Raw genomic sequence first — 26,477 nt, 5'->3', positions numbered from 1 at the left:
AGGCTTGGCAGGGTCAGACCATCATCAGCAACACGGCAACGAAGATGCTGCCGGCGGAGAAGGTCATGGTCCGAGACGACCAGGTGTTGAACCAACGTTGAAAGCTGGCCAAATCGCGGGTCAGTTTGGTGTCCTGGCGGGTCCAGGACTGTTGATCAAGGCGGAAGAACACGTAGATCTTCACCAACGCGCCCATGATCTGGTTGTAATAGAGAATCGCCGGGTAAGCCGGGCCGATCTTGTGGCCGGAGCACGACAGCAGCAGGGTCAGGATCAGGCGGGTGATGCCGATCCACAGCAGGTACGCGAGGATGAACGCGCCGCCGTACTTGAAGGTGGCGATGATTGCCACGGTCAGGCCGAGCAGGGAGGTCCACATCGACACGCGCTGGTCGAACAACACGATGCTGGTGAACAGGCCCAGCCGACGCACACCCAGGCCCAGGGCTCGGGAGTTCTGGCGCAGGTTGTTGCCGTACCAGCGGAACATCAGCTTGCGGCTGGCTTTGATAAAGCTCTTTTCCGGCGGGTGTTCCACGGTGTGGATCGCGGCGTCCGGCACGTAGAAGGTGTCGTAGCCCAGGCGCATCAGGCTGAACCAGCTGGACTTGTCGTCACCGGTGAGAAACTTGAAGCGGCCCAGGCGCCAGTGCTGCAGCGAGTCGCTTTCCACGTCGGCGATAAAGCCCGGGTCAGTCACGACGTTGGCGCGGAACACCGACATGCGGCCGGTCATGGTCAGCACGCGCTTGGACAGGGCCATGGAGCACATGTTGATGTGGCGCTGGGCGAAGCGCAGTTTGTGCCACTCGCTCATGATGTAGCCGCCGCGCACTTCGCAGAATTCGTTGGTGGTCAGGCCGCCGACGTTGCCGAACAGCTGGAACCACGGCACGGTCTTGCGCACCACGCCTTCGGCGAGCACGGTGTCGCCATCGATCACGGCAACCACCGCGCGGTCGTCCGGCAGGTGGCGGGAGATGGCGCGGAAACCGAAGGCCAGGCCGTCGCGCTTGCCGGTACCGGCGATCCGCACGAAGTCGAGCTTGACGTGGTCCGGCGGGTTCATGCGTTCCCAGAGGCTCTTGACCAGCAGCTCATCGGACATTTCCACCAGCGAGCAGACCACGGTGGTGGGGAAGCCGCATTCGATGGCCTCACGAATCACCGAGCTGTAGACCTGCGCGGTGGTCAGCGCATCGATACGGAAGCTGGTGACCATCAGGAACACGTGGGACGGGTCGGCAGCCTTGCCCAGCTTGCGCACTTTACGGCGCAGGTGCGGGTAGACCACATACAGGAACAGCATGCCGCGAAAGAAATGCGTAGCACCCATCGAGTAGCGCCAGATACCGACGGCGCCAATCAGGAAAATAAAATTCTTCGACTCGGAGTCGAACGTACTCGCCGGCAACAGCAGGGCGAGACCCATCAGCAGGCTCAGAAAGAACAGCCAGCCGGCGGATTGGAGCAGTACGTGTTTTAACTTGGACATAAGCGTCATCCGAAGGTGAAGAAGGCTTCGAGCTGCAAGCGCTGGGGATTGGTACGCCTGCAGCTCGAAACTTACCGTTGCTGTTACCAGCAAATGCCTTCGGTACGGCCTGTCGTACTGGTGGCCTTGGACATGAAGCCCACCAGGTCGATCACTTGCTTGCCGTGCGGTGCGTTCTGCGCCAGGGCACGGAACTTCTCGTCGCGGTTGCCGAGGATGATCACGTCGGAGTTGTTGATCACATCATCGAAGTCCGAGTTGAGCAGGGACGACACGTGGGGGATCTTGCCTTCGATGTAGTCCTTGTTCGCACCGTGGACACGGGCGTACTCGACGTTGCTGTCGTAGATGCTCAGGTCGTAGCCCTTGCCGATCAGCATTTCCGCCAGCTCGACCAGTGGGCTTTCGCGCAGGTCGTCGGTACCGGCCTTGAAGCTCAGGCCCAGCAGGGCGACTTTGCGTTTGTCGTGGCCGGCGACGATGTCGAAGGCGTTCTGCACCTGGGATTCGTTGCTGCGCATCAGCGAGTTGAGCAGCGGCGCTTCCACGTCCAGGGAGCCGGCGCGGTAGGTCAGGGCGCGCACGTCTTTAGGCAGGCAGGAGCCGCCGAACGCGAAGCCTGGGCGCATGTAGTACTGGGACAGGTTGAGGGTCTTGTCCTGGCAGACCACTTCCATCACTTCGCGACCGTCGACGCCGACCGCCTTGGCGATGTTGCCGATCTCGTTGGCGAAGGTGACCTTGGTGGCGTGCCACACGTTGCAGGTGTACTTGATCATCTCGGCTACGGCGATGTCCTTGCGGATGATCGGTGCGTCGAGTTCTTCGTACAGTGACTGCAGGACATCGCCGGAGGCTTTGTCGAATTCGCCGATGACGGTCATCGGTGGCAGGTCGTAGTCGGCGATGGCGGTGGATTCGCGCAGGAATTCCGGGTTGACCGCAACACCGAAGTCGACGCCGGCTTTCTTGCCGGAGCAGTCTTCGAGGATTGGGATCACCACGTTGGCGACGGTGCCCGGCAACACGGTGCTGCGTACCACGATGGTGTGGCGGGTGGTCTTGTCACGCAGGACAAAACCGATCTCGCGGCATACCGATTCGATGTAGTTGAGTTCCAGGTCGCCGTTCTTCTTGCTCGGCGTACCGACGCAAATCATCGACAGGTCAGTATCACGGATGGCTTCGGCGAAGTTGGTGGTGCCGCGCAGTCGACCGTTTGCGATGCCCTGGCTCAACAGTTCGCCCAGACCCGGCTCGACGATCGGCGATTTGCCGGCGTTGATCAGGTCGATCTTTTCCTTGGAGATGTCTACGCCGACCACTTCGTGGCCACGGGCAGACAGGCAACCGGCACACACTGCGCCAACGTAACCCAAACCAAATATGCTGATGCGCATCGCAATTACCTCTGTATTTAAATCATGCCATTAGATGGCCGGAGTTCATGTTTGCAAACGTCACAAATGCCGCGAAAGTTGGGCGAATAGACGCCGACTTGCCGCGTACAGGCATGTTGAATAACGAGTGACTAACTATTGCACTCAAGTTGTGCGCAACTTGGCCTTGTTATTGGGGCCTGCCCTGAAATGCAGCCAGCCTTCCTGGGAGAAGGGCCTGGCGCCAGTGCCGCAGGGCCTTGATAGAGGCTATAAGCCTTTACATATCAATGCCTTGGGTTGTCTCACTGACCCATTAGGGTAAGCACAGCCTTGGCCTTATAGTTCGTGGCAATGGATCCTTATCGCCGCTCTCAACTAATCGGTTGGTAATGTGACCACTGAGTCAAAGTTGAATATGACAACTTCGCTACTTCCGTTGGTCCGCCTTGTAAGTCATCTCCTACAGAAACAGAGAATTTCGTTACCGGTGGTATGAGCGGCGCTTCAGGACGAAGTTCCTGGCCGCTCATCCTGTTTCCCGAAATTTCTTGAAATATAGGTAAAGATGGCACTGGTACTATATTGATAGCACTTGCTATTTGGGCCAGTAGTTACGGGTAGTTGGCGCGAAGGGATAGTTTTGTGCCACTAGTGTTTTAAAAAAGTGGTGCCACTACGAAAAAAAATCGCAAATGTCGAGTGAAAGAAATGTTAGGGATGTGTCGGGATATTTTTTGACGTCAAATAAATGACGATTCTTGGCGTGAAGCGCGGATAAAAATGTGGGAGGGGGCTACACCCCGATGGCAGTGCATCACTCGATAGATTCGTGACTGAACCACCGCAATCGGGGGCAAGCCCCCTCTCACATTTGGATTTCATTGTCTGAAAGAGGCGGGTACGGCCTTATTCCGGTGCACGATCGCGCAGGAACACCAGATTGTCCGGCTTGGACTGCTCCGCATTGAAGCGGTAACCCTGCACATCGAACTGCTTGAGCCTGGTCGGATCGTTGATGCGCTCTTCGATCACGAAGCGGCTCATCATGCCCCGGGCCTTTTTCGCGTAAAAGCTGATGATCTTGTACTGGCCGTTCTTCAGGTCCTTGAACTCGGTGTTGATGATCCGCGCGTTCAGGGCTGTGCGCTTGACCGCCGAGAAGTACTCGTTGGAGGCCAGGTTGAGCAGTACGTCGTCGCCTTGTTCGGCCAGGGCTTCGTTCAGCCACTCACTGATGCGCGTGCCCCAGAAGGCGTACAGGTCCTTGCCACGGGCGTTGGCGAGTTTGGTACCCATCTCCAGGCGATACGGCATCATCAGGTCCAGGGGGCGCAGCAGGCCGTACAGGCCCGAGAGCATGCGCAGGTGGTCCTGGGCGTAGCTGAAGTCGGCATCGCTGAAGGTGTCGGCGTTGAGGCCGGTGTACACGTCGCCCTTGAACGCCAGCAAGGCCTGCTTGGCATTCTCGGGGGTGAAGGCCGGGTTCCAGCTGCCGAAGCGGGCAGCATTGAGGCCGCCGATCTTGTCGGACACGTGCATCAATTCGCTGATCTGCGCCGGGCTCAGTTCGCGCAGTTGCTCGATCAGCGCCTGGGAATGGTCCAGGTACTGTGGCTGGGTAAAGCGCTGGGTCACCGCTGGGGTCTCGAAATCGAGGGTCTTGGCGGGGGAAATCACCATCAGCATGAAGTCGTCTCCTGTAAATCGTGCGGGGATTCTAGGGGCTGGGGCGATTTGACTCCACCTATGATGGCGATAGACGCGATCCGCTATGATGGCCGGTGACTCTGGAGAGGGAGACCCTGTGTGCGAATAGCGCTTTTGTTGTCGGCGTGCCTGCTGTGCCTGAATGCCCAGGCGGCGCCGGTGGATGTAGCCAGCCTGGACCGTGGCACCTGGCCGGAAAAACTCAGCAGTCCCGCGCTGTTCGATGTGGCCTCGCGTGCGGAAATCCTGATGTTCGCCCACAGCCTGCTGGCCAGTGAATCCCAGGATGAAACCGCACTCAAGCAGCGCCTGGGCTTGAAGATCATCAACCTGGCGGCCATCGACGACCTGCGCCGCGAGCTGTGGCAGCGCCTGCTGGAGAACTACACGTTCGCCCAGCAGAGCTGCGAAGTCGACGCCTCGTTCTGCTACCTGGTGGAGAGCATGGACGACCTGCGGGAGCAGGCCGGCAAGCTGGCGATCAGCGAAGACTCTTTCTATATAGGCTGGGCTGCACCCAGCCATGCCTTCCATGAGCGTTATCTGGACGAACTGCTGCGCAAGGCCGCGCTGTTTCCGCAGATCAGCAGCGAAGTCGCGCGCTTTGGCGACCATGAACGCAACGGCGACGAGTTCAACGACCGCCTGTTCCTGCTGACCTTCGACGGCGGTCCGGCACCGGTCAGCGGCAATACCGACTGGCTCGCCGACTACCTGCGCAAGCAGAAGATGAACGCCACCTTCTTTGTCCTCGGCAGCAGCCTGCAAACCCGTGTGGAGCGCAGTTCCGCCGCTGAGGTGGAGGCGTTGTACCAGGGCCAGTGCGTCGGCACCCAGGGCTGGCAGTACCGTTCCCACAGCCATTGGGTGGACTGGCAGAGTTCCATCACCCGCAGCGCGCAGTTGGTGCAGAACCTGATGCCGGAAAACTACGTGCCGCTGTTCCGCCCGCCTTACGGGCAGCGGCGCGCGGACAGCCAGGGGTTCTTCCAGTCCCAGGGCTTGCAGGTGGCGTTATGGGACATCGATTCCCAGGACGAGCCGGGCAAGCTCAAGGCCGATGAGTCGGCGCAACGGGTGCTGACGTTGATGCTGTTGTGGCGCAAAGGCGTGATTGTGTTTCACGACACCCAGGACAAGGCGCGGGTAGCACTGCCGATGTTGCTGCAGGCAACGGCGCAGAGTGGGCTGGGTTGGCAGGACTGCCGGGAGGCGTTTCGTTAAAAGGATGAAGTGCCCGGCCCTGTTGGGTGCGAGGCATTTTTACGCTGATTTTGTGCGACATTTCGATGCAGGCGGACTTCCGACTTTAACGGTGCATGGGGCACTCGGCTAGTGCTATTCGTCATCCTGAAAAATAAACTTCAAAAAAGCGTCAAAGTGCTTTTTCCTGTCATGGGTTTTGCGGTATTACGAAGTCAGATCGCCGAAACCTGCAACACAGGTGGCGTCTTCCAAGACTCCTCATGTGGGCACTGCGCTTGACGTCACTCAGGTGCAGTCGGTGGTCGAATCGAGGCGCAGCACTGTTGTGGTATTGCGTCGACTGGCTCCCACAAAGGTGACCGAGTATGGATGATCATGGACGTAACCCTTCTTCCGACCAGCCAATCCTTTATGTGCTTGATACCAATGTACTGATCCACGATCCAAACGCACTGCTTAACTTCGAAGAACACCACGTCGCCATCCCGATGATCGTGCTTGAGGAGCTCGACAAACTCAAAAGCGGGCACCACAGCGTGGCTGCCGAATGCCGCCAGGCCATCCGCCTGATCGACAAGACCCTGGGCGAAGCGTCACCCGAGGACGTTGAGGTCGGCGTGCCGATCCAGCGCGGCAAAAGCGGGCCCAAGGGCTTGCTGTCGATCCTGATGAGCAAGCGCAGCGAGCCCAACAGCCTGCTGCCCGAAAACCTGAACGACAACAAAATCATCAACCAATTGATCGACCTGCACGCTCGCGACAAGGACCTGCGCGTGGTGCTGGTGACCAAAGACATCAATATGCGCCTCAAGGCACGAGCGTGTGGGATCGCTGCCGAGGACTACAGTACCGACCAACTGGTCGACGACGTGTCGATGCTGTCCCGTGGTTATCACATGATGACCGGCTCGTTCTGGGACCGTGTCAGCAAGGTCGAAACCCGTCAGGACCATGGCCGTACCTGGCACCAGGTACAACTGATCGACAATCTGCCGGCCGTGCATATCAATGAATTTATCGTCGACGAACAGGGCTTCGTGGGCTGGATCAAAGAGATCCAGGTCGACAAGCTGCTGATCCTCGACCTGCATCAGGAACCCCTGTTGCACCAGGAAGCCTGGGGCCTGAAACCGCGTGACATCTACCAGAGCCTGGCGCTGTATGCGCTGCTCGACCCGGACATCCACCTGGTCAACCTGACGGGCGCTGCCGGTTCCGGTAAAACCATCCTTGCCCTGGCTGCCGCCATCGAGCAGACCATGGTGACCAAGCGCTATCGCCGCATCATCGCCACTCGCTCCGTGCAGGGCCTGGACCAGGAAATCGGCTTTTTGCCCGGTACCGAGGCGGAAAAAATGGAGCCGTGGCTGGGGGCGATCACCGACAACCTCGAAGCCTTGCACATGGATGACGAAAACACCCATGGCAGCGTCGACTACATCCTCAGCAAAGTGCCGTTGCAGTTCAAATCCCTCAACTACATCCGAGGTCGCAGCTTCCAGCAGAGCCTGATTTTGATCGATGAATGCCAGAACCTGACCCCGCACCAGATGAAAACCATCATCACCCGTGCCGGCGCCGGTTCCAAAGTGGTGTGCCTGGGCAACCTGGCACAGATCGACACCCCTTACCTGTCCGCGACCAGCTCCGGGCTGACCTACCTGACGGAACGCTTCAAGGACTTCCCGAACGGCGTGCATATCGCGCTGCAAGGGGTTCCTCGCTCGATTCTGGCTGAATACGCAGAGTCGCACCTGTAACCGTTGGAGCGGCGGTGCGTCGCACCGCTGCTCCCACATTTATTGTGTGTTGGGTTTACAATCGCCGCTCCTGATCAGGAGTATCCCTGTGCTGACTCATCTCGATTCCCAAGGTCGCGCCCATATGGTCGACGTCACCGACAAGTCCGTGACGTTCCGGGAGGCGGTGGCCGAAGCGCGGGTGCGCATGCTGCCCGAGACCCTGCAAATGATTGTCGACGGCGCCCATCCCAAGGGCGACGTGTTTGCCGTGGCCCGCATCGCCGGGATCCAGGCGGCGAAAAAAACCAGTGATTTGATCCCCCTGTGTCACCCGCTGATGTTGACCGGTGTCAAGGTCGAACTGAGTGCCGATGGCGCAGACTCGGTGCACATCGTCGCGCGCTGCAAGCTGTCCGGGCAGACCGGCGTAGAGATGGAAGCGTTGACGGCGGCCAGCGTCGCGGCGCTGACGATCTACGACATGTGCAAGGCCGTGGATCGCGGCATGACCATCGAAAACATTCGCCTGCTGGAAAAGCTTGGCGGTAAGAGCGGGCATTTCAAGGCGGATGGACAATGAGCATCAACGTACTGTTTTTCGCGCGTTACAGCGAAAAAATAGGCCTGGATTCACTTGAGATGGAAGGCGACTTCGCCACGGTCGATGCCGTGCGCCAAGCGCTGGCCGCTGATCCGGGCTTTGAAGTGCTCAACGAAACCAGCTTGATGTGTGCTCGCAACCAGGAGCTGTGCGCTCTCGACGAGCCGTTGCAGGCCGGTGATGAAGTCGCGTTCTTCCCGCCCGTGACCGGAGGCTGAACATGGCCATTCGTGTACAGGTCGAACCGTTTGACGCCGGTGCCGAGGTCAACGCGATGCACGCGGCGAATGTGGGCGTGGGCGCGGTGGTGAGTTTTGTCGGCTATGTGCGTGACTTCAACGATGGCCGCGAGGTGTCTGGCATGTTCCTCGAACACTATCCGGGCATGACTGAAAAAGCCTTGGCCAAGATCGCCGTCGAAGCCGAGCAACGCTGGCCGCTGCTCAAGCTCGAAGTGCTGCATCGTATCGGTGCGCTGGAGCCCGGCGAGCCGATTGTGTTCGTGGCCGCCGCCAGTGCCCATCGCCAGGCCGCGTTCGATGCCTGTGCGTTTGTGATGGATTACCTGAAAACCCGTGCGCCGTTCTGGAAGAAGGAAAATACCAGCGAAGGCGCGCGCTGGGTGGAAGGGCGAGACAGCGACCACGCTGCGGCGGATCGCTGGAAATAGCCAGCCGAACACAGAACCAAATGTGGGAGGGGGCTTGCTCCCGATGGCGGTGGATCAGTCAACAGAGATGTTGAATGTGCCACTGCCATCGGGAGCAAGCCCCCTCCCACATTTTTTATCGCATTTCAGCTTACGGGCGTTTGCGTTCTACAGCCCGCAGCAAGTGCGTCGGCGGTGTCTCGCAACTGATCTTGCGCCCCAGCAACGTCTCGATCGACGGCAACTGATACGAGTCATCCTCCCCGGCAAAGCTGATCGACACGCCCGCAGCCCCCGCCCGGCCGGTACGGCCGATGCGGTGCACGTAGTCGTCCGGCACTTCCGGCAGGGTGAAGTTGATCACGTGGCTGATGCCGTCGATGTGAATCCCGCGCCCGGCCACGTCGGTGGCCACCAGCACGCGGATCTTGCCTTCGCGGAAGCCTTCCAGGGTCTTGATGCGCTTGTGTTGCGGCACATCGCCGGACAGCTGCGCGGCATTCACGCCATCGCGCACCAGGCGTTCTTCGATGCGACGCACTTCGTCCTTGCGGTTGGCGAACACCATCACGCGTTCCCAGCCGTTGTCGTTGACCAGGTTGTAGAGCAGCTTGTACTTGTCGGCACCGGCCACGGCATAGATGTGCTGTTCGACGTTTTCGCTGGCGACGTTCAGCGCTTCGATCTCGACGATCGACGGCTCGGTGGTCCACTGCTTGGCGAGGTTCATCACGTCTTCGGTAAAGGTCGCGGAGAACAGCAGGGTCTGACGCTCGGCCTTTGGCGGGGTCTGGCGAATGATCTGACGCACTTGTGGGATGAAACCCATGTCGAGCATGCGGTCGGCTTCGTCCAGCACCATCACTTCGACCATGTCCAGGTGCACGTCGCCGCGCTGGTTGAAGTCCAGCAGGCGGCCGGGGGTCGCCACCAGGATGTCGCAGTGGCGGGCTTCGAGGTGCTTGAGCTGCTTGTCGAAGTCCATGCCGCCGACGAACGTCATGACGTTGAGACCGGTGTACTTGGTCAGGTCGGCGGCGTCCTTGGCGATCTGCACCACCAGTTCACGGGTAGGCGCGATGATCAGCGCACGCGGTTCACCCATGTAGCGTTCTTTCGGCGGCGGCGTTTGCAGCAGCTGGGTGATGATCGAGATCAGGAACGCGGCGGTCTTGCCGGTACCGGTCTGGGCACGACCGATGGCGTCTTTGCCGGCGAGGGTGAAGCCCAGGACCTGCGCCTGGATCGGCGTGCAGTACGGGAAACCCAGGTCCTGGATGGCGTGCATCAGTTCCGGGGCGAGTTTGAAATCGTGGAAGCGGGTCTTGCCTTCCTGGGGCTCGACGACGAAGTCTTCGAGTTTCCACGGGATCACCGGCGGTTTGGGCGCGCGTTCCCGGCGAGGCTTGGGGGCGGGTGCGGCTTGCGTCTCGAGTTTTGCCTGTTCGGGCGGTGTCACCGTCGGCGTCTTCGGCTGGGCGACAGGTGCAGTCCGGCCTGGCTGTTGACCGTCATTGCGGCTGCCGGAGGTGGGGACAGGAGCACTGGGAACAGGCGCGAGCGGCTCAGCCTCGCTTTTGCCGAACATCTTCTTGAGTGCTTTGAGCACGGTGATCTCATTAATTGGTTAAGGAATGTACGCCGGCCAGTGTAATGCAAGAATCGGGCGCGGCGTAGTGCGTCTGTCATACGGCTACATAAACGTGGGGTTCAGCCCAGGCGAGCGGTCAACCAAGTCCCTATATCGTGTATCTCCTGGGGTAACACTTCGTGGCCCATTGGGTATTCCTGCCATGTCACGGTGACACCACGGGTTTTCAGATGCTCGTAGGCGCTGCGGCCCATGGCGTTCTGTACCACCTCGTCGTACTGGCCGTGCAGGCATAGCGTTGGAATGCGTTGTTGGCTGGCCGACAATTCAAGCTCATCGCTGAAGGTGGGCGCGTAGGTGGAGAGGGCGATGACGCCGCCCAATGGCCCCTCCCAATTCAGGAACGCGGTGTGGAATACCACGGCGCCACCTTGGGAAAAGCCCGCGAGGAAAATCCGCGAAGCGTCTATTCCGGTTCTCTTCTGTGCTTCGATCAGATCGGTCAGCATTTTTGCCGACACTTCCAGCTCTTCCAGGCTGATCGAGCGGGCCGGGCTCATGGCCTTGATGTCGTACCAGCTGGGCATCTCGTAGCCACCATTGATCGTCACCGGACGGGTCGGTGCCTGGGGCAATACAAAGCGGGTGGACAGCAAGCTTTCCTGCAGCGCCTCGGCCACCGGCAGGAAGTCGTAGCGATCGGCACCCAGGCCATGCAACCAGATTACGCAGGCGTCTGCGGGCTTGGCGGGCTGAAGAATCAAGGGTTCGGTCATGTCTGCTCCATATATGTGCGCGCGCTCCGATTGGGTGCGTCGTAACGGTGCGCGACAGGTTGATCTGTTAAGAGAATGTCGCAAGGTTGAATCTTTTTCCATTGACGAGGGGCTGAAACGACTCAGCCGCCACTCTGGTACGCGCCTTGCTATGTGTAGGTCGATGTCAGAACTTTCCTGGGACGGTAACACTATCAGTGACTGCCGCTTTCAGGATAGCCGCTGGAATTACCGCGAAAGCCTCATGCCGCTTGACCCTAAAAAAAGCCAACACGGGTCGATATCGCCTCATAAGGGTGCGCTGAGGTTGGAGCTTCGACACAACAAGAGCAACTGGAGGTTTGAATGAAGGTATTGAAATCCACCCTGGCCATCGTTAGCGCGGCGGCTGTACTGGGTGTCAGTGGTTTCGCCCAGGCTGGCGCCACTCTGGACGCCGTGCAGAAGAAAGGCTTTGTGCAATGTGGCGTGAGTGACGGCTTGCCGGGCTTCTCGGTACCGGATGCCAGCGGCAAGATCCTCGGGATCGATGCTGACGTTTGCCGCGCCGTGGCCGCTGCCGTTTTCGGCGACGCCACCAAGGTCAAATTCAGCCAGTTGAACGCCAAGGAGCGTTTCACCGCGCTTCAATCCGGCGAAGTCGACATCCTGTCGCGCAACACCACCATGACCAGCTCCCGCGATGCGGGCATGGGCCTGAAATTCCCGGGCTTCATCACTTACTACGACGGCATCGGCTTCCTGGTTAACAACAAGCTGGGTGTCAAAAGTGCCAAGGAACTGGACGGTGCAACCATCTGCATCCAGGCCGGTACCACCACTGAGCTGAACGTTTCCGACTACTTCCGTGGCAACAACCTCAAATACACCCCGATCACCTTCGACACCTCCGATGAAAGCGCCAAGTCGCTGGAATCCGGTCGTTGCGACGTACTGACCTCCGACAAGTCCCAACTGTTCGCCCAGCGCAGCAAGCTGGCCGCGCCGAAGGACTACGTGGTTCTGCCGGAAACCATTTCCAAGGAACCGCTGGGCCCGGTCGTGCGTAACGGCGATGACGAGTGGCTGGCCATCGTGCGCTGGGTGGGCTACGCCATGCTCAACGCTGAAGAAGCCGGTATCACTTCGAAAAACGTTGAAGCTGAAGCCAAGTCCACCAAGAACCCGGACGTTGCGCGTCTGCTCGGTGCTGACGGCGAATACGGCAAAGACCTGAAAGTGAAGAAGGATTGGGTCGTACAGATCGTCAAGCAAGTCGGTAACTACGGTGAAGTGTTCGAGCGCAACCTGGGCAAGAGCACCCCGCTGGAAATCGACCGTGGCCTGAACGCGCTGTGGAACGCCGGCGGCATTCAATACGCACCCCCTGTGCGCTGATCGCTGATGGTTCTGTCACCCGGTGGGCCAACCGCCGGGTGATGTTCTGTTCCATTCTTTCCGGGGCACTTCATGCAAAATCAAATCGGCGCACCAAATCGGAAGCTCAGCTTCAGCGATCCCAAAGTGCGTGCGTGGCTCTTCCAGATCATCACGATTGTGGCGGTGGTCTCGCTGGGCTGGTACCTCTTCGACAATACCCAGACCAACCTTCAGCACCGGGGCATTACCTCGGGTTTCGACTTTCTTGAGCGCAGTGCCGGCTTCGGCATCGCGCAGCATCTGATCGACTACACCGAATCGGACAGTTATGCCCGCGTCTTTGTGATCGGGCTGCTCAACACTTTGCTGGTGACCTTTATCGGGGTGATCCTGGCGACCCTGCTGGGCTTCATCATCGGTGTGGCGCGCCTGTCACCGAACTGGATGATCAACAAGCTGGCGACCGTGTATGTGGAAGTGTTCCGCAACATTCCGCCGCTGCTGCAGATCCTGTTCTGGTACTTCGCGGTGTTCCTGACCATGCCGGGACCGCGCAACAGCCATAACTTCGGTGACACCTTCTTTGTCAGCAGCCGTGGCCTGAACATGCCGGCAGCGCTGGCCGCTGACGGGTTCTGGCCGTTTGTGGCCAGTATCGTGGTTGCCATCGTGGCCATCGTGCTGATGGCGCGTTGGGCCAACAAGCGTTTTGAAGCGACCGGCGTACCCTTCCATAAGTTCTGGGCGGGCCTGGCGCTGTTTATCGTGATCCCGGCGCTGTGTGCCTTGATCTTCGGCGCGCCGCTGCACTGGGAAATGCCCAAGCTTTCAGGTTTCAACTTTGTCGGCGGTTGGGTACTGATCCCTGAACTGCTGGCGCTGACCCTGGCGCTTACCGTGTACACGGCAGCGTTTATCGCCGAGATCGTGCGTTCGGGCATCAAGTCCGTCAGCCACGGCCAGACCGAAGCTGCGCGCTCCCTGGGCCTGCGCCCTGGGCCGACGCTGCGCAAGGTCATCATCCCGCAAGCCCTGCGGGTGATCATTCCGCCGCTGACCAGCCAGTACCTGAACCTGGCGAAGAACTCGTCGCTGGCCGCCGGTATCGGTTACCCGGAAATGGTTTCGCTGTTTGCCGGCACGGTGCTCAACCAGACCGGCCAGGCCATCGAGGTTATTGCCATCACCATGAGCGTGTACCTGGCGATCAGCATCAGCATTTCCCTGCTGATGAACTGGTACAACAAGCGCATTGCGCTGATCGAGCGGTGAGGAAACGCACATGAGTTCGCATACTTTCAAACCTGATATGCCGCCGCCGAGCAAAGTCTTCGGACCGATGGCCTGGATGCGCGCCAACCTGTTCTCCAGTTGGCTCAATACCCTGCTGACGCTGTTGGCGTTCTACCTGATCTACCTGGTGGTGCCGCCGATCCTGCAGTGGGCCATTCTCGATGCCAACTGGGTCGGCACCACCCGCGCTGACTGCACTAAGGAAGGCGCGTGCTGGGTGTTTATCCAGCAGCGCTTCGGGCAGTTCATGTACGGCTATTACCCCGGCGACCTGCGCTGGCGTGTGGACCTGACCGTGTGGCTGGCCATCGTCGGCGTGGCGCCGTTGTTCATCTCGCGTTTCCCACGCAAGGCGGTCTATGGCCTGAGCTTCCTGGTGCTGTACCCGATCATCGCCTACTTCCTGCTCCACGGCGGGATCTTCGGGCTCACCAACGTGGCCACCAGCCAATGGGGCGGCCTGATGCTGACCCTGGTCATCGCCACTGTCGGCATCGCCGGTGCCTTGCCGCTGGGGATTGTGCTGGCCTTGGGGCGGCGCTCGAACATGCCGGCGATTCGTGTGGTCTGCGTGACCTTCATCGAGTTCTGGCGCGGCGTGCCGTTGATCACCGTGCTGTTCATGTCCTCGGTGATGCTGCCCTTGTTCCTGCCCGAAGGCATGGGCATCGACAAGCTGCTGCGGGCGTTGATCGGCGTGATCCTGTTCCAGTCGGCCTACGTGGCCGAAGTGGTGCGCGGTGGCTTGCAGGCGATTCCCAAAGGTCAGTACGAAGCGGCCGCGGCGATGGGCCTGGGTTACTGGCGCAGCATGGGCCTGGTGATCCTGCCGCAAGCCCTGAAGATGGTGATCCCGGGCATCGTCAACACGTTTATCGCGTTGTTCAAGGACACCAGCCTGGTGATCATCATCGGCCTGTTCGACCTGCTCAACAGCGTCAAGCAAGCCGCCGCCGACCCTAAATGGTTGGGTATGGCCACCGAAGGCTATGTGTTTGCCGCCCTGGTGTTCTGGATTTTCTGTTTTGGTATGTCGCGCTATTCCATTCATTTGGAACACAAGCTCGACACAGGCCACAAGCGTTAGGAGTTGATGTTATGAGCGAAGCGATCAAACAGCCTGTGAGCCCTGAAGGCATTATCCAGATGCAGGGCGTCAACAAGTGGTATGGCCAGTTCCATGTGTTGAAAGACATCAATCTCAACGTCAAGCAGGGCGAGCGTATCGTGCTGTGCGGCCCGTCGGGTTCGGGCAAGTCCACCACCATCCGTTGCCTCAACCGCCTGGAAGAGCACCAGCAGGGCCGCATCGTGGTCGATGGCGTGGAGCTGACCAACGACCTCAAGCAGATCGAAGCGATCCGCCGTGAAGTCGGCATGGTGTTCCAGCACTTCAATCTGTTCCCGCACCTGACCATCCTGCAGAACTGCACGCTGGCGCCGATGTGGGTGCGCAAGATGCCCAAGCGCAAGGCCGAGGAAATCGCCATGCACTACCTGGAGCGTGTGCGCATCCCGGAGCAGGCTCACAAGTTTCCGGGGCAACTGTCCGGCGGCCAGCAACAGCGCGTGGCGATTGCCCGTGCCCTGTGCATGAAGCCGAAAATCATGCTGTTCGACGAGCCGACCTCGGCCCTCGACCCGGAAATGGTCAAGGAAGTACTCGACACCATGATCGGCCTGGCCGAAGACGGCATGACCATGTTGTGCGTAACCCACGAAATGGGCTTCGCGCGCACCGTGGCCAACCGCGTGATCTTCATGGACAAGGGCGAGATCGTCGAACAGGCGGCGCCGAATGACTTCTTCGACAACCCGCAGAATGACCGGACCAAGCTGTTCTTGAGCCAGATCCTGCATTGATCGATGCCTGAAAAAATAAACCCGGCCTGGCCGGGTTTATTTTTGAGGGTTAGGACGCTTTGATTGCTTCAATGTCGTTGTTCAGGGTGTAGGTGAAGGCGCCGCGCATATCCGCGCCTTCAGCCAGGACTTTCGCGTCCGCAAGCAGGTGCGGGTGGCGATCCAGTAATCGCATCAGCAGCACCAAGGGCTTGGGGGCAAGAAGTTCGCCGCGTTCGTAGCGAGAGAATGCGTTGTGGCCGCCACCGGACAGCAGATCCACTGCTTCCTTTTGCGTAAGGTGCAGTTTTCGGCGGATGCGCTTCATCTCGGCGCCGATCATTTTTCGGGCGGCGAGGACTAGCTCGTCACCCGCTTGTCCATAGCGATCTGCACTATCGGTATCGGGGTCCCAAAAGCCGTCGCCGCATACGTTGCATTCCCAGCCTGCCAGATTGTCGACTCGACGTTCCATGCCTTTGACGCTGATGGTTTCGCTGCGGCCCTCGAAATAGCTCAACGCATCAGGGGCGCCACAGATGTAGCACAGCTCGGTTTTTTTCATGGTTTTTTCTCCTTGAAGGAGATCACCGGAGGCCTACCGTCTGTGCGGTAAGTGACCTTGATGTAAATCTCCATGCCTTTCGAATGAGTGTGGTACACGTCCTGCCAGACTCGATGGTCTCCATAAGTGGTCATCGACTTGTACAACATCCAGTTTTGCAACTCATAGATGACGTCCTGCATGTCCTCAAGGCTAAAGCGCAGATCCCAGCCGCATCGTTGTGCTGACTGGGTGAACGCTTTCCTCCCAAGCCGCCTGACATCCGCCTTGATCACCGCCAGATCGTAATGAGGTGTGTACTTTTCCATAAGACACCTGAGCCGAATAATTACCCTTTGAGGGTAATTTTACCAATCGAAAATACTGCTCATTTTGCTGCCTAAGAACCGTAGTGCGTTGCCTTTGTAGGCAACTCTGAATAGGCTGTAGGAAAATTCATCCTATGATTGGACGAAAGCCTGCATCCCATGATAGACATCGCCCCCTTGATCAAACGCTCCCTGGTGGACCAGGCCCTTGAGCAATTGCGCTGGCGTATCAGCGAAGGCCGGTGGGCCATCGGCGAACGCCTGCCCACCGAGCCGGAGCTGGCCGCCGAACTGGGCATCAGCCGCAACACCGTGCGCGAGGCCATGCGCGTGCTGGCGTTTTCCGGGTTGATCGAGATCCGCCAGGGCGACGGCAGTTACCTGCGCTCCATGACCGACCCGCTGGGGGCCATGCGCGCGTTATCCCACTGCACCTTGGAGCAGGCGCAGGAGACGCGGCAGATACTGGAAGTGGAGGCCGTCGGGCTCGCGGCGGTGCGCCGTACCGAAGCCGACCTCACCGCTTTGCATGAGGCACTCAAGGCCAGCGCGGTGCTGTACCACGGTGACCTCGAGGCCTATATCAGCGCCGACCTGCTGTTCCACAAACGCCTGGTGGACGCCGCGCACAACCCGGCATTGAGCGAGCTGTACCAGTACTTTTCCGCCATCGTCGGCGCGCAGTTGCGCCAGACCCTGAACATTTCGCCGCGTCGCCAGGCGGTGTTCGACCTGCATATCGCCCTGCTCGAAGCCGTGGAACACCAGGACCCGGAACGCGCCAAATCCCTTTGCCGGCAGTTGATCAATGAACCCTGAAACCAAACGTACGAGCGAGTTGGACGAACTGTTGATCGACGCCGAGGCCGACGACGAAGTGGTGCAAAGCAGCCACCCGGTGGTGAGTCGCCCCTGGTTGTTGCTGCTGGGCCTGATTCTGGTGGCCTTGAACCTGCGTCCGGCGCTGTCGAGCGTGGCGCCATTGCTGGCCGACGTCTCCAGCAGCCTGGGGTTGTCGGCGGCCAAGGCCGGTTTGCTCACCACCCTGCCGGTGTTGTGCCTCGGCCTGTTCGCACCCACGGCGCCGATCCTGGCCCGGCGGTTTGGCGCCGAGCGGGTGGTGTTGGGGATTTTGCTGACCCTGGCCGCCGGCATCATCCTGCGCAGCGCTTTTGGCGAAGTGGGCTTGTTCGCCGGCAGCCTGATCGCCGGTGCGAGCATCGGCATCATCGGCGTCTTGCTGCCGGGCCTGATCAAGCGTGATTTCGCCAGGCAGGCCGGTGCCATGACCGGGGTCTACACCATGGCCCTGTGCCTGGGCGCGGCGTTGGCCGCCGGTGCCACGGTGCCGCTGAGTCATTACTTCGGTGACCGCTGGACCATTGGCCTGGGCTTCTGGATTCTGCCGGCGTTGGCGGCGGCGTTGTTCTGGTTACCGCAGGTCGGCCGCAAACACGCTACCCACCAGGTCGCCTATCGAGTGAAGGGCCTGCTGCGTGATCCGTTGGCCTGGCAGGTCACCTTGTACATGGGCCTGCAATCGTCCCTGTCGTACATCGTGTTTGGCTGGCTGCCATCGATCCTGATCGGCCGTGGCCTGAGCGCCACCGAAGCCGGGTTGGCACTGTCGGGCTCCATCATTGTGCAGCTGTTGAGCTCCCTGGCCGCACCCTGGCTGGCGACACGCGGCAAGGATCAACGCGTGGCCATCGTCGTGGTGATGCTGTTGACCCTGGGCGGCCTGTTCGGTTGCCTGTATGCGCCGCTGGACGGTCTGTGGGGCTGGTCAATTGTGCTGGGCCTGGGGCAAGGCGGCACGTTCAGTCTGGCACTGACCCTGATTGTGCTGCGCTCGCGTGATGCGCATGTGGCGGCCAACCTGTCGAGCATGGCCCAGGGGATTGGTTACACCTTGGCCTCCCTCGGCCCTTTGGCGGTGGGGCTATTGCACGATTGGACCGGCGGCTGGGCCGCCACCGGCTGGATTTTTGCGCTGCTGGGCGTGGGCGCGATCACCGCCGGCCTGGGCGCCGGGCGTGCACGGTATGTGCAGGTCAGCAGTGAGAAGCTTTAGAGATACACCACTTCAAGCGTCGCCGAGCCATCGAGTGGGGTATCGCGGCTCAGGTCAAGGTTCTGCCGGGCATTGATCACGGCTTCGACCTTGACCGTGCTGATCAGCTCCTGGATCGCCGAGGGCCCGGCGGTGCTGCCTTCGGCGGTGGTGAACCCCAGGTAACTGTTGGCCCCGATATCGATAGGGTTGAGGTTGGCGGTGCGCCAGGCCAGGCCACCGGTGGTGGACTCGGTGCCGTACAGGGGGGTGGCGCTGTCTGCCTGGGTGCTACGCGGGTCGAAGCTCATGGAATAGAGGCCGATGCGATTGCCACTGTGGTCCAGCCCCAACCCGTAGTAAATCTCGCTATTGACCGTGGCAGTGCCATCGCGATTGTCACGCATGCGCAAGGCAAAGCGGCTCGGCGCGTTGCAGCCAATGCTGACTTGCAGATGTTTGATCGGCAGTCGTGTGCCTCTGTCGAGGTTCAGGTCCTGCTGGGAAATCTTGCCGTAGTCGATCAAGCCGCCAGCGGACAGCAGCGGCGTGCAGGCGACGGGCGTGATCCTGCCCTTGACGATCAGCTCCACGGTCGACGCCGCCAGTGCCGGCGCGGTCGAGGGCAGCAATAGCAGTGAAGAAAAAACCAGGCAGTACTTGTTCATTCAGCGGATTCCAGTGATTAGAGGTAGATGATTTCAAGGGTGCCGGAACCATTGATGTGCACCACCGTGCGCAGGTCCATGGACTGGGTGGGGGCCAGGTACGCCTTGATACGCACGGTGCCGGCCAGGTTCTGCAGGGCAATGGGGCCGCGGGTGTTGCCGGCGCTGTCGGTAAAACCCATGAGGCTGTGGGCGGCGATGGGAATCTGCCGCGCACTGGAGGTGCTCCAGGCCTGGCCGCTGCTGGTGGAGTCGGTGCGGTAGAGCGTGCGGTAGGCGTCGGCGGTGAAGTCTGCCGGGTCGATGTTCAGGTAGTAGCGGCCGATCTTGTTCCCGCTGTTGTCCAGGTCCAAGCCATAGGCGGTTTCATCGGTGCCGCCGGTGGCCGTGCCGGAGCGGTTGTCGTGCATCAGCAGGGCAAAGGGGGTGGGCGCGTCGCAATTGACAGAGAACTGCAAGGTGCGGGTGGGCAGTGGGTTTTCGTGGGTGGGGCTCAGATCTTTCGCCAGCAACGTGCCGTAATCCACCAGGCCACCGTTGGACAGTTGAGGTTTGCACGCAGCGGGGGCGAAGTGGGCGCGCAGATTCACTTCGCGCGCGCTATGACGGCCATGGAACGTCCCGGAGGCTTCCCAGGTGGTGGCGTCCGTGACCCGTGTGGCGGCGATGTCGGCGAAGGCGCTGAAGGTCAATTGCACGGAAAAATGCTGGCCGTTGAGTAGCGTCTCGCCGTTGACCGGTGCGATGCCGTGGCCTGTGCGCCAGTTCAGCAGCGCGCCACGGGCCACTGGCGGCTGGCCGAGTGCGGGGATCAATCCCAGCTCCACGGCGGTGCCGTCCAGCACCGCGTCGCTGGCCTGGATCGCGTAGCTGCCATGCTCGGTGAACCGCAGCCGCTGCGAAGTGGCCGCCAGCGCCTGATAAAACAGGCTCATGTCGGTCGGCTGCGCGCAGCTCACATTCAGGCTGACGCGGCGCTCACCCAACGGGCGCTCAAGGGTGCTGTCCTGTTGTGCGATACGGCTCATCAGGCCGAAATCCAGCAGCGATTCATTGAGGTTCAGTTGGCACTCGTCCTCGGCAAGGGCGTTGCTGGCGACTATCAGCAGCATCACGCTCATGGCCAGGCGGGACAGGGTAGAAGCGGTATTCATGGTGAGGGTCCTCATGATTTATCGCAGCGTGCGGACGCGGTTTCGAAATACACCTGGGGGTCGCTCTTTTCCGGCAACTCGAAGCGCAGGGCGCAACGCGCCATGCCAGGGGCGCTGACCCACAATTGCGGTTGCTCCAGCACATTGGGCAGGAACACCTGGCCGCCATCCTGGACCAGGGTCACGAACTCCCCGCCAGCGGTACTGACGGACGCCCCGCGCGGCAGGGGGGTGCCCTGTTCGGTGCGCGCGTGCAGCAATACCCGACGTGTGCGGGTCACGCCAAATTCGACCCGATCCACGGCCCCGCGCCCGGCGGCGATCATTGCCAGGCCGTTGTTGATATCCGCATTGCGTGGCAGCGAGCGGGTCTGGACTTCCACCGGGCTGCGGCCGTAAGCGCTGACCTGCGGCACCACGGCCTGGCCTTGCCAGTCGGTCCACACTGGCCCGCTGGGGGTGCTCAGTTTGATGCCGCTGATGTCGCCCACCGATGCCACGGCGAAGGTGTCGCGCACTGGGTAGGGCGATAATGTGACGCCGCCGCCATGCATCACCACACCGCCTCGGGCGCTGCCTTGGTAGCTCGAACGCTCGGCGTCGGAGCGGCTGTAGCTGAAGTCCAGTTGGCTATAGCGCGGCAGGGCGGAGAGGCCCAGCGTGGTTTCCACCTGTCGATCGCGGGTGTCGTGTTCGGCACTGACGCGGTAGCTCAGTTGATCGTCGATCTGCTCACTCAAACCCAGCCCGGTGCGGTGTTCGCCACCGGAGTTGCGCACCCAGCCGCGGGCCCGGCGGCTCTCGCCCAAGGGCACGCTGATGTTCAGGTACACCGCATTGTCTTGTTGCTGGCGGCCGCCCATCTGCCATTCGCCGCTGGCCGACAGCGACACCCCGCGCACGCTGGTGCCCCAGGAGACCAGGCCCCGGCTGCTGCTGTCGCCATCAAAGCTGCTGGAGCGTGAAGCCCCCGCACTGAACGCGCCCAACCACGGGTGGGACCATCCCAACGTCGCGCTTTGTTGATCGCGATAACGCGAGCGCCGTTGCTGAGTGGTCTCGGGTTCGTAGGTGGCTTCTTCCAGCTCCCGATAGCCCGCCGTGCGCCAGGAATTGGCCACGCTGAACGACCACTCATCATTCAGGCGCTGGGCCCATGACAGGTCGGTCTGCAGCCCGCGAACCTTGTCCCGTGCCTGGGTATCGGCGAGTTGGCTGGACAGCTGGATTTGACTGTCCAGCCACGGCAGCCAGCCCAGGCTCAACCCGCCCGCGCGGTATTCGCTGGACGCCAGCACGCCGCTGCCCAGGGACAGTTGCGGGTGCACGGCGCCGGTCCAGCCTGCGCTGACCACCCAAGGGTCATCGCCCTGGGCATTGCCGATGTTGCGCACGCGCCCCGCTGCGACCGAATAGCCCGGTGCTGGCAAACCAAGGCCGAGCATGGCCGCCGGGACGGTGAAACGCCGCTCGCCACCGCTGCTTTCGCGGACGATGACTTCGACGTCGGAGCGCGAGTTCAAACGGCGCACGTCCGTCAGGGAAAACGGCCCGGCGGGGACCACTGTGGAGTGAATCAACGCGCCGTTCTGCCGCACCTCGACCTGCGCCGGGCTGTTGGCGATCCCCTCGATGGTCGCGCCCTGGCCCTGCTCTTGAAGGGCCTGTTCGGTGAGGACCTGCACCCCGGTGATCTGCGCGCCGGACAGCACTGGGTTGTAGAGGTTGATCTGCCCGAGTTGCAGCACGGCCTGGTGGCTGGCGAACGTGCGCTGGGCGTAGGCCTCCAGGTGCGTGCTGCGCGACAGACCGTCCTGCCAGGTCTGTACCTGGCGGCTGCGCACGATCCAGTCGCCGGCGTTGAAGCCGACTTCGGTATTGGCCGAGCCGAAACGGCTGTCACCGTCACCGAAGCGGTTGTAGAACCCGGTGAGGTCGTAATTGAGCAAACCGGCAACCCCACCGGTTTCATAGCCCGAGACGTCTTGTTGCGCAGGCCGCAACGCCTCGGTCGGCACCACCAGCGACACCGTCAGGCTGGCCGGGTCGGGCTCCACCAGGCTTTGTGGGTAGCGTTCCAGAAAGTCATGGCAGGGGCCGTCATCTGCGGGGACGATCAGGTTGGCGGCGTCCAGCAGGGCGCGGTCAAAACACAGTGCCCCCTGCTGATCAAACCCCACCTCCAGCCGCCCCCGGCGCTGGCCGTTGACCCGCAGGCTGACAGCATGTCGGCCTGCGGCAAAGCGCGGTGCGTCGAGCAACAGGCTGGCCAATTGTGGATCAATGCCCCGCTGGTGCAGGGTCGTGGCATCAAACCCCGGTCGTGCTTCGGCCCAGGATGCTGCGGGCCAGAGCACACACGCCAACAGCATGGCCGGGCGAGTGATGCGGGCAGGTGTGTCGGGCACGGCTTCGCCGTCACGGTCGCTAAATACTGTTTTCACGAAAGGCACTCAAGTGATGGGCGTCTGTGCGCCCTGGTGACGGTCTTCGAGCCGTCACTTCGTTATGCAGGCGCCGGGCGCCTGGTGTATGCCGTCAGGTCAGAGGGGCTTCGTAGGCGGCTACCGCAAAGCCATACACCGTGGCCGGTTGCAGCCGTACGGTGCTGGCCGGGCCGCCGGTGGCCGGCATGCTCAGGGTTTCTCCCGGCAACACGTAGGTGCGCGGCAGCATCGCCTTGCCATCACCGGGCAGCAGGCGCAGTTCCTGGGCCAGGCGCACTACATACGGGCTGTCGTTGCGCACCTGCAAGGTGGCGCCGTGCTGCGACCAGCTCAGTAGAGTCCACGGTGTGCGATTGCGCGCCAGGCCTTTGGGATGAATGATCACCGGCAAGTTCTGGCGCACCGTCACGCCTACCCGTGCATGCCCGGCTTCAGTGGCCGGCCGGCCCTGGGGCATGCCTTCAAAGATTGCCCGCTTGAGTCGCTGGGTGAGCAACGGTTGCTGGCTTTGCAGGATGAAACGCACCAGTTGCGATTTGGACGGTTCGACCCGCGACAGTGGCGGCGTGACCACCAGTAACGACTCGGTGTCCTCGGGAACATCTTCCAGGGTGACGTGCAGCAAGGCGAGTTGGCTGTCGGTGTTGGTCACCGATACGGCGGCTTCGCCATCGGTTTCGTAAATGATCACCACGGAGGTGTCTGGGACCATGCCATCGGCCTGTGCATAAGTGGCCGGCAGCAACGTCAGGGCAGCCAGGCAGGCCGCGGTTTTCAACAATGTCGTCGTCATGACGGGGTTTCCCATAGGGGCAGCATAAAGAAGTCAGAGGTAGCGCAAATCCAGCACGATGGAGCCATCGAGCGGCACTTCCTGGTTCAGGGTCAGGTACTGGGCCAGGTTGATGGCGGTGTCGATTTGCAGTTGGGCGCTCAACTGGCCGATGAAGTCGGGCTGGCGATCACCGATGGGGGCAAAACCGACGTAGGTCCTGGGGGAGGCATTGGGGTGCGGTGCCCAGGTTTCGCCGTTGTCGCTGGAAGCCAGCGCTTGCATGGGTTGCGCATCGCCCAACGGGTTGCGATAAGACAGCGCCACCGACCCCAGGCGTTCGGCGGGCGCGTGGATGTTTCTGCCCAGGCTGTAAAGCCCGGGGCCCAAGGCGGACTCGGCTCGGTTGTCGATCCCAACCAGGGCAAATAGCATGGGCCTGGCGCACTGCACATTCAGCGCCAATGCCCGGCTGGGCAGTAGGGTGAACTCGCTGGGACTGAGGGTGTGAGCCGGGATTTTGCCGTGATCGACCGTGCCCTCGTCAGACAGCGTCACGTGGCAAGCGTCCGGCGTCAGCCGACCGGTCACCGTGATGTCGACAAACGACGCGGCAAAGGCCGCCGTGGCGTTCGTCAGTAAAAGGACTGTCGCCAAGAGGCGAGGGTAGGTAGTCATCGGTTTGCGCCACTGGCCGACGTGCAAACGGCCGAAACGGAAGAAATGCCCATGCCTGCCTGTTCCCGCCAGGCATGGGCGCCCAAGGCTTACAGGTACTTCACTTCCAAGGTGGCCGAGCCGTCGAGCGTCACCTCGTTGCTCAGGTCCAGGCCATCGGTGCGGGCGATGGAGGTGTCTACTACCAACTCCGTCACCAGTTCCTTGATGGAGGCCGGTTGGGTGGCGTCGTCCAGGGTGGCCAGCGCCATGTACAAGCCGGCGTCCCAGAACTTTTCGCTGTACCAGGTGTTGCCGCCATCCGAGGACGCAATCGGTTGCATCTGTGCGCCGTCGGCGACGGCGTTACGCAGCATGAGTTGGAACCAACCCAGCTTCTGGGTACCGTTGATCAGGCCCAGGCCGTAATCGGAAGACACGAGGGAGGAGCCTGCGCGGTTATCGATGGAGTGCAGGGCAAACTGAATGGGCGCGTCGCACACCACCACCAGGGTCATGACATGGGTCCCGATGTGTGTAGGGTTGTCCGGACGCAGGTCTTTTGCGGAAATCTTGCCGTGGTCGATGATCCCGCCACTGCTCATGTTTGGCGTGCAGGCGCTAGGCACGATCAGGCCCTTGACGGTCAGGTCGACGGTAGACGCGGCGTAGGTGCTGGCGGAGCCGAGCAGCAGCAGGCTGGTGGTGAGGGTGGTTAACAGGGCTTTCATAGGGGCGAGTTCCTTTCGAACGAGTCTGTGTGTGGCACTTACAAGTAGCTGACCTGGACCGTGGCGTGCCCGTCGACGGGCACTTCATCCGTCAGCGTCAGGCTATCGGCGGGGGCGATGTGGGTGAACAGGCGGATTTCAGCGTCGAAATCCTTCACCGCGATCGGCACCAGTTGGTTGCCCACCGCGACGGCGGTCAGCAGGGTGTGAGTCAGCAGGCTGGTCGGTAGCCACGTCACGCCGCCGTCTTGTGAGGTGATGGTGCGTACCGCGACACCATCAGCCACGGGACCATAGAGATGGAAAACCGTGCCGCCGAGCTTTTCGCCTTCCTGGGTCAGGCCCAGCCCATGCCAGTACTGGTGGTTGGCAGAGGAGCCGGCGCGGTTGTCGACGGTGGTCAGGGTGAAGAACGTCGGTGCTTCACAACGCACGCTCAATTGCATGGATTGGTTGGGCAATGAAGTGTATTGCCCGGCGTTGAGGTCCTTGACTGCCATTTTTCCGAAGTCGATTGTGCCGCCGCCGGAGATCAGTGGCGCACAGGCGCTCGGGGTGATGGTGCCTTTGACCGTGAGGTCGGTGTTGCTGTCGGCCATCGCGATGGATGAAGCGCCGACTAAACAGACAATCAAGGGGATGGCGTTGAGAAAGTGCGGCATGTGTGCCCTCCTGGCGTTCTGGTTGGGTATTACAGGTACATCACCTCAAGCGTTCCGGAGCCGTCGATGGGCTGCTCTTCGCTGAAGTCGAACTGATCCGCACGTGCGATTTGGGTGGTGACTTCGAGGTCCATGACCAGATCCTTGACCGGGAGCAGGGTCGTGGCATCGTCCAAAGCGCCCGCGCCCCACAAGGTTTGCAGTTCCCAAGCCCACTCCGCATACCAGGTGCGGCCGCCATCGCCGGATGCGATGGGTTGAACAGGCACCGCATCAGCGACCATGTTCAGGGGCGTCAGGTAAAACCGGCCGAGTTTCTTGTTTGTGTTGATCAGGCCCAGTCCAAAGTCACTGCTGCCGGTGGCGGTACCGGCGCGGTTATCGACGGGGCGGATGGCGATGGCGGTGGGGCCTTCGCAATTGATCGACAGTTTCAACATGGCCTTGGGCAAGGTGGTTGGGTTGTTTTGTACCAGGTCCTTGGACGCGATCTTTCCATGGTCGACCACACCGCCGCCGGAGAAGGTGGGTGTGCAGGCGTTGGGCGTGATCACACCTTTTACCGTCAGGTCCACGGAGCTGGCGGCAAAGGCAGAGGCAGTGTTGGCGAGTAGCAGGGCGGTACACACCAGGGTGAGGGACGTGTTCATGTTCAGGTTGATCCAGTGCAAGGTCGGCGGTTGATGCGCGCATAGCTCCGTGCCAGTCCCTTTGAGGGGCAGGTTGCAAGGCGGCTTGGCGCGCTGTGTCGAGGCTGCCGCAGTGCGGCGAGCCCGTTCCCTCTGATCGGGGTGGGGCGCAATGTAGCGAGGGGAGG

The 26,477-nt window shown here is 61.1% G+C and carries 26 protein-coding genes; 11 read left to right on the top strand and 15 right to left on the bottom strand.

Annotation, left to right across the window (positions count from 1 at the left end):
• Window positions 1–13: 13 nt before the first annotated feature.
• The 3 genes from alg8 to yaaA all read right to left on the bottom strand — a co-directional run bounded on the left by alg8 (window position 14) and on the right by yaaA (window position 4,563).
• Window positions 14–1,495 (bottom strand): mannuronan synthase, encoded by a 1,482-nt coding sequence (alg8, locus tag Q8X51_RS06375; RefSeq protein ID WP_161985711.1) that lies wholly within the window; start codon window positions 1,493–1,495, stop codon window positions 14–16.
• Between the two features lie 83 nt (window positions 1,496–1,578).
• Window positions 1,579–2,895, bottom strand: coding sequence for a nucleotide sugar dehydrogenase (locus Q8X51_RS06370; RefSeq protein ID WP_065924229.1), 1,317 nt, complete (start codon window positions 2,893–2,895; stop codon window positions 1,579–1,581).
• A gap of 888 nt (window positions 2,896–3,783) precedes the next feature.
• Entirely contained in the window at window positions 3,784–4,563 is a 780-nt protein-coding gene (yaaA, locus tag Q8X51_RS06365; RefSeq protein WP_407693154.1) for a peroxide stress protein YaaA, read from the bottom strand.
• Window positions 4,564–4,683: 120 nt separating this feature from the next.
• On the opposite strand from yaaA, the gene Q8X51_RS06360 reads away from it, so the two are divergent.
• From Q8X51_RS06360 to moaE, 5 genes are all read left to right on the top strand, one after another.
• Entirely contained in the window at window positions 4,684–5,808 is a 1,125-nt protein-coding gene (locus tag Q8X51_RS06360) for a polysaccharide deacetylase family protein (RefSeq protein ID WP_137211538.1), read from the top strand.
• A gap of 347 nt (window positions 5,809–6,155) precedes the next feature.
• Window positions 6,156–7,550 carry a PhoH family protein gene (locus Q8X51_RS06355; protein WP_005785025.1) on the top strand — a complete coding sequence of 465 codons (1,395 nt, stop codon included), beginning with the start codon at window positions 6,156–6,158 and terminating at the stop codon, window positions 7,548–7,550.
• 88 nt (window positions 7,551–7,638) lie between these two features.
• Window positions 7,639–8,112 (top strand): cyclic pyranopterin monophosphate synthase MoaC, encoded by a 474-nt coding sequence (moaC, locus tag Q8X51_RS06350; protein WP_027604721.1) that lies wholly within the window; start codon window positions 7,639–7,641, stop codon window positions 8,110–8,112.
• The gene (gene moaD, locus Q8X51_RS06345) at window positions 8,109–8,351 is read left to right on the top strand and encodes a molybdopterin converting factor subunit 1 (protein ID WP_065938595.1); all 243 of its coding nucleotides are present in this window, start codon (window positions 8,109–8,111) and stop codon (window positions 8,349–8,351) included. The genes moaC and moaD overlap by 4 nt, the downstream gene beginning before the upstream one ends.
• Before the next feature lie 2 nt (window positions 8,352–8,353).
• A complete protein-coding gene (moaE, locus tag Q8X51_RS06340; RefSeq protein ID WP_407693155.1) occupies window positions 8,354–8,803 on the top strand; it encodes a molybdopterin synthase catalytic subunit MoaE in 450 nt (149 codons plus the stop codon).
• A 130-nt stretch (window positions 8,804–8,933) separates the two neighbouring features.
• Here moaE and rhlB read toward each other — a convergent pair whose 3' ends face one another.
• Complete coding sequence (gene rhlB / locus Q8X51_RS06335) at window positions 8,934–10,397, bottom strand: ATP-dependent RNA helicase RhlB (RefSeq protein WP_074843967.1); 1,464 nt, start codon at window positions 10,395–10,397, stop codon at window positions 8,934–8,936.
• Window positions 10,398–10,492: 95 nt separating this feature from the next.
• Entirely contained in the window at window positions 10,493–11,149 is a 657-nt protein-coding gene (locus Q8X51_RS06330) for an alpha/beta hydrolase (RefSeq protein ID WP_027604717.1), read from the bottom strand.
• Between the two features lie 345 nt (window positions 11,150–11,494).
• On the opposite strand from Q8X51_RS06330, the gene Q8X51_RS06325 reads away from it, so the two are divergent.
• The 4 genes from Q8X51_RS06325 (at window position 11,495) to Q8X51_RS06310 (ending at window position 15,664) form a co-directional block, all read left to right on the top strand.
• A complete protein-coding gene (locus Q8X51_RS06325; protein ID WP_065875000.1) occupies window positions 11,495–12,526 on the top strand; it encodes an amino acid ABC transporter substrate-binding protein in 1,032 nt (343 codons plus the stop codon).
• 72 nt (window positions 12,527–12,598) lie between these two features.
• The gene (locus Q8X51_RS06320) at window positions 12,599–13,780 is read left to right on the top strand and encodes an amino acid ABC transporter permease (protein WP_407693156.1); all 1,182 of its coding nucleotides are present in this window, start codon (window positions 12,599–12,601) and stop codon (window positions 13,778–13,780) included.
• Between the two features lie 10 nt (window positions 13,781–13,790).
• Entirely contained in the window at window positions 13,791–14,888 is a 1,098-nt protein-coding gene (locus Q8X51_RS06315) for an amino acid ABC transporter permease (protein WP_027604714.1), read from the top strand.
• Between the two features lie 11 nt (window positions 14,889–14,899).
• On the top strand, window positions 14,900–15,664 hold the full coding sequence (locus Q8X51_RS06310) for an amino acid ABC transporter ATP-binding protein (protein ID WP_003171943.1): 765 nt from the start codon (window positions 14,900–14,902) through the stop codon (window positions 15,662–15,664).
• Between the two features lie 49 nt (window positions 15,665–15,713).
• Here the strand turns inward: Q8X51_RS06310 and Q8X51_RS06305 are convergent, their stop codons facing one another.
• Both Q8X51_RS06305 and Q8X51_RS06300 read right to left on the bottom strand, forming a co-directional pair.
• The gene (locus Q8X51_RS06305) at window positions 15,714–16,208 is read right to left on the bottom strand and encodes a type II toxin-antitoxin system MqsA family antitoxin (protein WP_407693157.1); all 495 of its coding nucleotides are present in this window, start codon (window positions 16,206–16,208) and stop codon (window positions 15,714–15,716) included.
• On the bottom strand, window positions 16,205–16,516 hold the full coding sequence (locus Q8X51_RS06300) for a type II toxin-antitoxin system MqsR family toxin (protein WP_137211534.1): 312 nt from the start codon (window positions 16,514–16,516) through the stop codon (window positions 16,205–16,207). Before Q8X51_RS06300 ends, Q8X51_RS06305 begins: the two co-directional genes overlap by 4 nt.
• 159 nt (window positions 16,517–16,675) lie before the next feature.
• On the opposite strand from Q8X51_RS06300, the gene Q8X51_RS06295 reads away from it, so the two are divergent.
• On the top strand, window positions 16,676–17,335 hold the full coding sequence (locus Q8X51_RS06295; RefSeq protein ID WP_407693158.1) for a FadR/GntR family transcriptional regulator: 660 nt from the start codon (window positions 16,676–16,678) through the stop codon (window positions 17,333–17,335).
• Complete coding sequence (locus Q8X51_RS06290; protein WP_065948980.1) at window positions 17,325–18,590, top strand: CynX/NimT family MFS transporter; 1,266 nt, start codon at window positions 17,325–17,327, stop codon at window positions 18,588–18,590. The genes Q8X51_RS06295 and Q8X51_RS06290 overlap by 11 nt, the downstream gene beginning before the upstream one ends.
• Here the strand turns inward: Q8X51_RS06290 and Q8X51_RS06285 are convergent.
• The 8 genes from Q8X51_RS06285 to Q8X51_RS06250 all read right to left on the bottom strand — a co-directional run bounded on the left by Q8X51_RS06285 (window position 18,587) and on the right by Q8X51_RS06250 (window position 26,310).
• Window positions 18,587–19,237, bottom strand: a complete 651-nt coding sequence (locus Q8X51_RS06285) for a DUF1120 domain-containing protein (RefSeq protein WP_065924220.1) — start codon at window positions 19,235–19,237, stop codon at window positions 18,587–18,589. The genes Q8X51_RS06290 and Q8X51_RS06285 overlap by 4 nt on opposite strands.
• A 17-nt stretch (window positions 19,238–19,254) precedes the next feature.
• Window positions 19,255–20,391, bottom strand: a complete 1,137-nt coding sequence (locus Q8X51_RS06280; protein ID WP_407693159.1) for a DUF1120 domain-containing protein — start codon at window positions 20,389–20,391, stop codon at window positions 19,255–19,257.
• A gap of 11 nt (window positions 20,392–20,402) precedes the next feature.
• Window positions 20,403–22,835, bottom strand: a complete 2,433-nt coding sequence (locus Q8X51_RS06275) for a fimbria/pilus outer membrane usher protein (protein ID WP_407693160.1) — start codon at window positions 22,833–22,835, stop codon at window positions 20,403–20,405.
• A 94-nt stretch (window positions 22,836–22,929) separates the two neighbouring features.
• Entirely contained in the window at window positions 22,930–23,631 is a 702-nt protein-coding gene (locus Q8X51_RS06270; protein ID WP_065924218.1) for a fimbria/pilus chaperone family protein, read from the bottom strand.
• 33 nt (window positions 23,632–23,664) lie between these two features.
• Complete coding sequence (locus Q8X51_RS06265) at window positions 23,665–24,288, bottom strand: DUF1120 domain-containing protein (protein ID WP_065924217.1); 624 nt, start codon at window positions 24,286–24,288, stop codon at window positions 23,665–23,667.
• An 89-nt stretch (window positions 24,289–24,377) separates the two neighbouring features.
• Window positions 24,378–24,998, bottom strand: coding sequence for a DUF1120 domain-containing protein (locus tag Q8X51_RS06260; protein WP_323147135.1), 621 nt, complete (start codon window positions 24,996–24,998; stop codon window positions 24,378–24,380).
• Between the two features lie 38 nt (window positions 24,999–25,036).
• Window positions 25,037–25,660, bottom strand: a complete 624-nt coding sequence (locus tag Q8X51_RS06255) for a DUF1120 domain-containing protein (RefSeq protein WP_323147134.1) — start codon at window positions 25,658–25,660, stop codon at window positions 25,037–25,039.
• Window positions 25,661–25,689: 29 nt separating this feature from the next.
• Entirely contained in the window at window positions 25,690–26,310 is a 621-nt protein-coding gene (locus tag Q8X51_RS06250) for a DUF1120 domain-containing protein (RefSeq protein ID WP_407693161.1), read from the bottom strand.
• Window positions 26,311–26,477: the final 167 nt, after the last annotated feature.

It is taken from the genome of Pseudomonas sp. Yb2C2 (assembly GCF_052112325.1).
In the GTDB taxonomy this organism is placed as follows: domain Bacteria; phylum Pseudomonadota; class Gammaproteobacteria; order Pseudomonadales; family Pseudomonadaceae; genus Aquipseudomonas; species Aquipseudomonas marginalis.
Note: the sequence above shows the minus strand (reverse complement) of the source record. Positions and strands in the feature narration are given on the sequence as shown.